6 protein-coding genes and 1 pseudogene are annotated in these 6,780 nt (G+C 67.2%); 6 read left to right on the plus strand and 1 reads right to left on the minus strand.

Translation table 11 applies throughout. The features are described 5' to 3' along the window. From CA951_RS41315 to CA951_RS41325, 3 genes are all read left to right on the plus strand, one after another. A partial coding sequence (locus CA951_RS41315; RefSeq protein WP_087562355.1) for a hypothetical protein occupies window positions 1-248 on the plus strand: 248 nt, incomplete at its 5' end. A 149-nt stretch (window positions 249-397) separates the two neighbouring features. Then, window positions 398-1,837, plus strand: coding sequence for an ISNCY family transposase (locus tag CA951_RS41320; protein ID WP_087562356.1), 1,440 nt, complete (start codon window positions 398-400; stop codon window positions 1,835-1,837). 100 nt (window positions 1,838-1,937) lie between these two features. Then, window positions 1,938-2,249 (plus strand): SDR family oxidoreductase, encoded by a 312-nt coding sequence (locus CA951_RS41325; protein ID WP_373415115.1) that lies wholly within the window; start codon window positions 1,938-1,940, stop codon window positions 2,247-2,249. 47 nt (window positions 2,250-2,296) lie between these two features. Here CA951_RS41325 and CA951_RS41330 read toward each other — a convergent pair whose 3' ends face one another. Then, the gene (locus CA951_RS41330) at window positions 2,297-4,390 is read right to left on the minus strand and encodes an ISAzo13-like element ISRop2 family transposase (protein ID WP_087562358.1); all 2,094 of its coding nucleotides are present in this window, start codon (window positions 4,388-4,390) and stop codon (window positions 2,297-2,299) included. A 42-nt stretch (window positions 4,391-4,432) separates the two neighbouring features. Here CA951_RS41330 and CA951_RS41335 point away from each other — a divergent pair, with 42 nt between their 5' ends. From CA951_RS41335 to CA951_RS43900, 3 genes and pseudogenes are all read left to right on the plus strand, one after another. Beyond that, window positions 4,433-5,194, plus strand: coding sequence for an SDR family NAD(P)-dependent oxidoreductase (locus tag CA951_RS41335; protein WP_087562359.1), 762 nt, complete (start codon window positions 4,433-4,435; stop codon window positions 5,192-5,194). A 112-nt stretch (window positions 5,195-5,306) separates the two neighbouring features. Continuing rightward, window positions 5,307-6,200 (plus strand): fumarylacetoacetate hydrolase family protein, encoded by an 894-nt coding sequence (locus CA951_RS41340; RefSeq protein ID WP_087562360.1) that lies wholly within the window; start codon window positions 5,307-5,309, stop codon window positions 6,198-6,200. A gap of 398 nt (window positions 6,201-6,598) precedes the next feature. Beyond that, window positions 6,599-6,780 (plus strand): annotated as a pseudogene (locus CA951_RS43900) (MFS transporter); the annotation flags it as partial.

A 6,780-nucleotide genomic window follows, 5' to 3' on the forward strand; every position in this document is an offset into this window, starting at 1 on the left:
TCCGGGGNCCGTTCGCCTACGTCGACGCGACACTGCCGGACGGCACCGTCATACCGCTGATGCGGCTGCGTTACGGAGGATCGGCCCGCTCGTGGGGCTTCGCGATTCACCTCGCCAGCAGCGGCAAATACCAAGACTCGATCCTGCCTAACGGCGATTTCGCCGGCACCCCCGAGGACGCCCTCGACTGCGCCTGCGGGCTCTTCCTCGCCGACCCCACCGCCTGGCAGCAACCCCCGACGAATTAACGGATCAGACCACTAAGATCAGCGGGGCGGTCTAGCTACTTCAACCTGAAAAGTCGGGGTGTGGCGGTGAGTGATCAGCCTGCCGTGAACGGGCAGTTACATGCCGAAGGCTCGCTGATCGACTCCCATTAGAAGGGATCGAGGCCATCGTGTTCCGTACCGTAGGCGATCAACCGTCCTTGTTCGAGTCGGTGCTGCCGCAGGAGTTGCTGCGGCTTCCCGCGGAGCTCGAACGAGTGGATGCGCTGTTGGATGATCCGGCGTTCTTCGCACCGTTCGTGCCGTACTTCGACCCGCGGATCGGCCGTCCGTCGACGCCGATGGAGACCTACCTGCGGCTGATGTTCCTCAAGTTCCGCTACCGGCTCGGCTACGAGAGCCTGTGCCGCGAGGTGAGCGACTCGATCACCTGGCGGCGGTTCTGTCGGATTCCCTTGGACGGGTCGGTGCCGCACCCGACGACGTTGATGAAGCTGACCACCCGCTGTGGCCCGGCGGCGGTGGACGGGCTGAACGAGGCGCTGTTGGCCAAGGCGACCGAGGCCAAGGTGCTGCGCACCACCACGTTGCGGGCCGACACCACCGTGGTGCCCAGCAACGTGTCCTACCCCACCGACTCCGGTTTGCTGGCCAAGGCAATCCGACGGATCGCGGCCACCTGCAGTCGGATCCAGGCCGCCGGTGGAGCGACCCACACCACGGTCCGGGACCGGTCTCGTGCGGCGGGCAAGCGTGCGCATGCGATCGGTTTCAAGCTGCGGTCGCGCAGCGCCGCCGGACGCGACGAGGCCCTGGCGGCGGTCCGGCGCACAACCGGGGAGCTGGCCGACCTGGCCGAGACCGCCGCCACCGATGCCGAACGGCTGCTGACCAACGCGAAACACGCGCTGCGCCGGGCACGAGCCAAGGCCACAGCCCGGAAGGCGCAGGGCGAGCACGCCGGGGCCGCGGGCCGCCGGCGCGGACGCCTGGCCCGCGCCATCGAAGACCTCGAGGACCTGGTCACCGCCACCCGGCAGATCACCGCGCAGACCCGAGAGCGGCTCGCGGGGCAGACCCCTGATGGCTCCACACGGCGGGTCAGCCTGCACGACCCCGACGCCCGGCCCATCGCCAAGGGACGGCTCGGTAAGCCCGTCGAGTTCGGCCACAAGGCCCAGCTCGTCGAAGGCGACGACGGCGTGATCGTGGACCACAACGTCGAACGCGGCAACCCGGCCGACGCACCCCAACTGGCACCAGCTGTGGATCGGGTTCGCACACGCGCCGGGCGCCCACCACGTACGGTCACGGCCGACCGCGGCTACGGCGAGAAGGCCGTCGAGGACGACCTCCGCGACCTTGGCGTGCGCCACGTGGTGATTCCTCGCAAGGGCAAACCCTCAGCTGGTCGGCGAGCCGCGGAACACAAACCAGCGTTTCGACGAACAATCAAGTGGCGCACCGGAGTCGAAGGCAGAATCAGCGCCCCCAAACGTGGATACGGCTGGGACCGGACCCGTATCGACAGCACCGAAGGCGCCAAGATCTGGGTCGGCCACGGGGTCCTGGCGCACAACCTGATCAAGATCAGCACCCTGGCAGCGTGAAGGACGCGGATCGGGAGACTTGCGGCCAACCCAATCCCGACCGGCCGAGAACAGCCTAATCATGCTCACCGGGGCGCCTCGTTTTTCAGGTCGAAGTAGCTTGCCGAATCAGGCGTCGTACGTCGCGTCCAAGCACGGCGTCATCGGCCTGACCAAGGCCGCGGCCCTCGAGTACTCCGCCGCCGGTGTCCGCGTCAACGCGGTGTGCCCGGGCGTGGTCCGCACCGCGATGATCGAAGAGGTCGCCGCCACCGACGACACCTTCATGGACAAGATGCACGCCATGCACGCGATCGGACGGATCGCCGAAGTAGACGAGATCGCGGACGCCGTCCTGTGGCTGGCCTCCCCGGCGTCGTCGTTCGTCACCGGAACCGCCTTGAGCGTCGACGGCGCCTACACCGCCAGCTGACACTCCCATTCGACAGGACAAACTATGTACTCAGTGACTGTAAGGAATTAATGTGCCGATTCGGGTGTGTCGCCCTCTCGTGGTGGTATGGCGGCGAGGAGGGCGGCGGCGGTGCGGTAGCGGATGGTTGCCGGTGCCGGGGTGTAGCCGTCCTGTTCGAGCAGTGGCCGCACGTCGAGCAGGGCATTGCCGATGGTGCGAGGGCTGACCTGGAACAGTTCGGCCAGGACGGCGCGGTTGCAGAGCTGGCGCATATGCAGAACGGTGGCCAGGACGCGTTCGGCATCGGTGATCTTTTGGAGGAAGATTCCGCCGCGGCCCCCGGGCATGCGTTCGCCGCCGCGTTGGGCGTAGCGGCGTCGCTCGACCAGGGCGGCTTGCCGGACGGCGAGGCGTTCGACGAGGTCGCCCAGTTGCCGGCGACTCATGCCGGTCAGAGCCGGATGCGACAGTGCCTCGGGGAGCGGTCGATTCGGTGTCGGGTCGGGTGCCGTGCCGTCACGGAGAAATCCCGCGAGGTCTGCAGCGGTGCTGAAGCGCAGCCCGATGGTCGGGGTGACGTGATGGCCGTGTTCGTCGAGCAGCATCCGCGTTTCGGCGATGATTTCGCCGATGGAGTTCGGATTCACCCCGAGCAGATCCGACAGCACCCGCTGAGGGCAGACCTGCCGCAGATACACGACGGTGATCAGCAGGGCCGCGGCGTCCGACAGCAGCCGTCGCCCGCCGGCACCCGGGGCATTGCGGCGCCGGCCGCCGCGTTGGTGCCAGCGGCGTTGCTCGGCGCGCGCGGCCTGGGCAGGTGCCAGCCGTGCGGTGAGTTCGTCCAGCTCGTCGCCCGTCATGCCGGTCAGACGCGAGTCGGCGAGCATCGCGACAGCCGCGGCACGCTCGCGTTCCCGGTCCCGGCCGGGAACCGGAGCGGCGTCGGCGTGAGTGGGTTCGATGGTGTAGTTCCACGTTCCGCACTGGGCGTGCGGGCGGATGGGCAACGCGCGCAACTCGTCTCGACCAACCGAGATCCCGATCGGGTAGTCGCCGGTGTCCAGCTCGGCGTCCACGCGCAACCCGGTGCGGGTGCGGGTGGACGCGATGGTCTTGACCACGACCTCATGGCTGGTCAGCGGCCACCCCCGCCAGTTCATGGTGATCTGGGAGAACAACCGGTGCTCGATCTTGTTCCACTTCGAGGTGCCGGGCGGGAAATGGCAGACCGTGATCGCCAACCCGGTCTCGGTTGCCAGCGCAGCCAATTCGGCCTTCCACAACCGGTACCGGTAGCTGTTGGAGCCACCGGCGTCGGCGGTGATCAGCAGCCGGCGCGCGTGCGGGTAGTCGGCGGCGCCGCGGGCCTGCCACCAGCGGCGGATGGAGGCGACCGCGAACGCGGCGGTGTCGTGGTCGACGCCGACATTGACCCAACCGGCGTCGGTGGTCAAGTCGTAGACGCCGTACGGGATGGCCCGGTCCGCATTCGGTCCGGTGAAGAAACTGTGATCGACCACCCGCACCGGATCGCCCTGCGGGCGCCACTCGCGCCCCGGGGTGGGCAGCTGACCGAGTTGTTCCTTCTTCTTCGAATCGACGCTGATCACCGGCTCGCCCGCGTCCTGGTGCGCCTTGACCTGCTCGTTGATGTAGCGGAACTGCACGTCCCGGTCCGGGTGCTGCTCGCCCTCCAACGTCTTGGCGTTGGCCTGCAAACTGAATCCGTTGTCCCGCAACAACCGTCCCACCGTCGGCGCGGACACCGGATGGCCCTGCCGGGTCAGCTCCTCGGCCAGGTGTCGCAGCGACTTGGTCGTCCACCGCAACGGAGACTCCGGATCCCCACGCTCATCCGGCTCGACCAGCGCCAACAACGCAGGCACCAGCTGCGGATTCAGCGCGTCCGCACCCTTGCGGCCCCCACCCGGACGGCGGACCCGACCCGTCGGCGCCGGCTGCTCGCCGGCCTCCAACTCGAACACGCCCCTGCGAACCGTGGTCTCGCTGACACCGACCGCCCGGGCCACCGCCCGCACCCCGCCATGCCCCAGCGACCGGGCCTCCGCCGCCAACGCCAAACGCCGCTGCCGCTCGTTCAGATGCGGCAACAAGACCTCGAACCGCTCCCGCAGCCGCCCGTCAACCTCGCTCACAACCGCCCTACCGCACCGACCCGACTCAAACCGCAAAACACCATGTTATTATCTTACAGTCACTCACTCGACGGCAAGGTCGCCATGGTCACCGGAGCCGCCCGCGGAATCGGCGCGGCATCGGCACAGGCGTTGGCCGTGAACGGAGCGGCCGTGGTGATCTGCGATCTCCTCGACGACGCAGCCGAGGAAACAGTCGCCGCCATCACCGACAAGGGCGGACGCGCCTCCTACTTCCGCACGGACGTCTCCGATTCCGCATCAGTGCAGTCCGCGATCCGCCACGCCGAGGACACCTTCGGCCCACTCGACATCGCCCACAACAACGCCGGAACCTTCCACGCCGCGCCGTTGGCGGACCTCGCCGACGCCGACTGGGCCCGGGTCATCAACGTCAACCTGACCGGCGTCTTCCTCTGCATGAAGTACCAACTGAAATCGATGGTCCCCCGCAGAACCGGCGCGATCGTCAACACCGCCTCGGTGTGGTCGATGGCCGGCGCCCCCACCCAGGCCGCCTACGCGGCCAGCAAACACGGGGTCGTCGGCCTGACCAAGACCGCAGCCCTCGACTACGGCGCCGCCGGGGTCCGCATCAACGCCGTCGCCCCCGGCCCGATCGCCACCGCGATGACCGCCGCGGTCCCCACCGACGTCATGAACAGCATCGTCGGTCGCACCGCGGCCGGCCGGTACGGGCAACCCGACGAGGTCGGTCAGGCCGTCGCCTGGCTCTGCTCGGACCAGGCCTCATACGTCAACGGCGCCGTCCTGCCGGTCGACGGCGGATGGCTGGCCAGCTGACGCCACCCGCGGTTCGTCACTCCCACGGTCTGCGGTTCCCCGCGCCATGCCGCTCATGCAGCCGCGCCCAGCAACACAAGAACATCGAGCCCCCCAAAGAAGGCACGAAAACATGACTTCAACAACCTGGTCACTGGTCCAATACAGCACCGGTGGTGACGAGGTGCGCCTCGGCTTCAGCGCCGACGGACTGGTCCGCTCCGCCCCCGCCGACCTCGCCGGACTCGACACCATGGCGGTTCTCCGGGACTGGTCACGGTACAAGGTCCTGCTGACCGACCTCGACGTCGACGCACTTCCCGTCGTCGAAGACGCCACCCTCCTCGCCCCCCTGACCTACCCGAACACGGTGCTGTGCGCGGGCGTCAACTACTACGACCACGCCGAGGAGATGGGCACCGCCCGCCCGAACCCGGACGCCGAACCCTTCTTCTTCCTCAAGTCCCCCACCACCACGATCACCGGCCACGACACGAACATCGCCATCTACGAGGACGGCCGGTCCCGAGTCGACTGGGAAGCCGAACTCGGCGTCGTCATCGGCGAGGAATGCACCGGCGTCTCCCCCGACGAGGCNNCNGNCTTTATCGCCGGATACGTTGTGGCGAACGATATCTCCGACCGGGGAGTGTTCCACCGCGACAACGCCGTATTCCCCGCCTTCGAATGGAACTGGGTAGGTCACAAGAGCCAGAACGGTTTCTGCCCCATCGGCCCCGGGCTCGTCCCGTCCTGGCAGATCCCCGACCCTCACGCCTTGAAGATCCGGCTCGACGTCAACGGCACGATCAAACAGGATTCCGACACCTCACAAATGGTGACGAATGTGTACCGGTTGATCGCCGCGGCAAGCCGGATCATGACCCTCGCACCCGGCGACATCATTCTCACCGGAACACCCGCGGGTGTAGGCATGCCCCACAAGGATTTCCTGCGCGCCGGTGACGTCGTCACCGTGGAGATCGACGGTATCGGTCGACTCACCAACACAATTGTCGGCAAATGACCACCTTGAATCACATCCCGACCCGCAACCCGGCACGTGACCCCTCCCCTCCCCCCAATCCGGTCGAGGCGAACACAAGGCGGTGACATTTCGGAGTTCCGGAGGACCCGAATCGTGGCCAGGAAGCGTCCCGACCGGGGCGTGCATCGACACACGCATCTGAACTGAAGATTTCAGGCGAACGCTCGGCCGTCCATGCCGTGCCTTCATCCCATCCAGCGCCTGTACTGCGGCTGTTTGCGCCCGGGGGGTTCAGCGGGCATCAGACTGCACCGCTGCCGGATGCTCTATCTCCCTGCCGTTCACCGGCGCCGCAAGTCAACTTCGCGAACCGGCAAGCATATTCCGTTACAGCCGTTCCCCTTTCACGCAACATCGCGCTTCTCCAGGAGAACACAGTGACCACATCACCATCGCCCCACCAGACCGAGGTTACTGCGGTACCTCGCCACCGCGGGAGCGGCCCAATCATCCTTCTTTGCTTCCTGACCATCACCTTCGACGGCTACGATCTGGTCGTCTACGGGACGACAGTTCCCTCGATTCTCCGCTACCAAGCCTGGGACGTCAGTCCCGGCAT

Source organism: Rhodococcus sp. NCIMB 12038 (assembly GCF_002165735.1).
In the GTDB taxonomy this organism is placed as follows: Bacteria; Actinomycetota; Actinomycetes; order Mycobacteriales; family Mycobacteriaceae; genus Rhodococcus_F.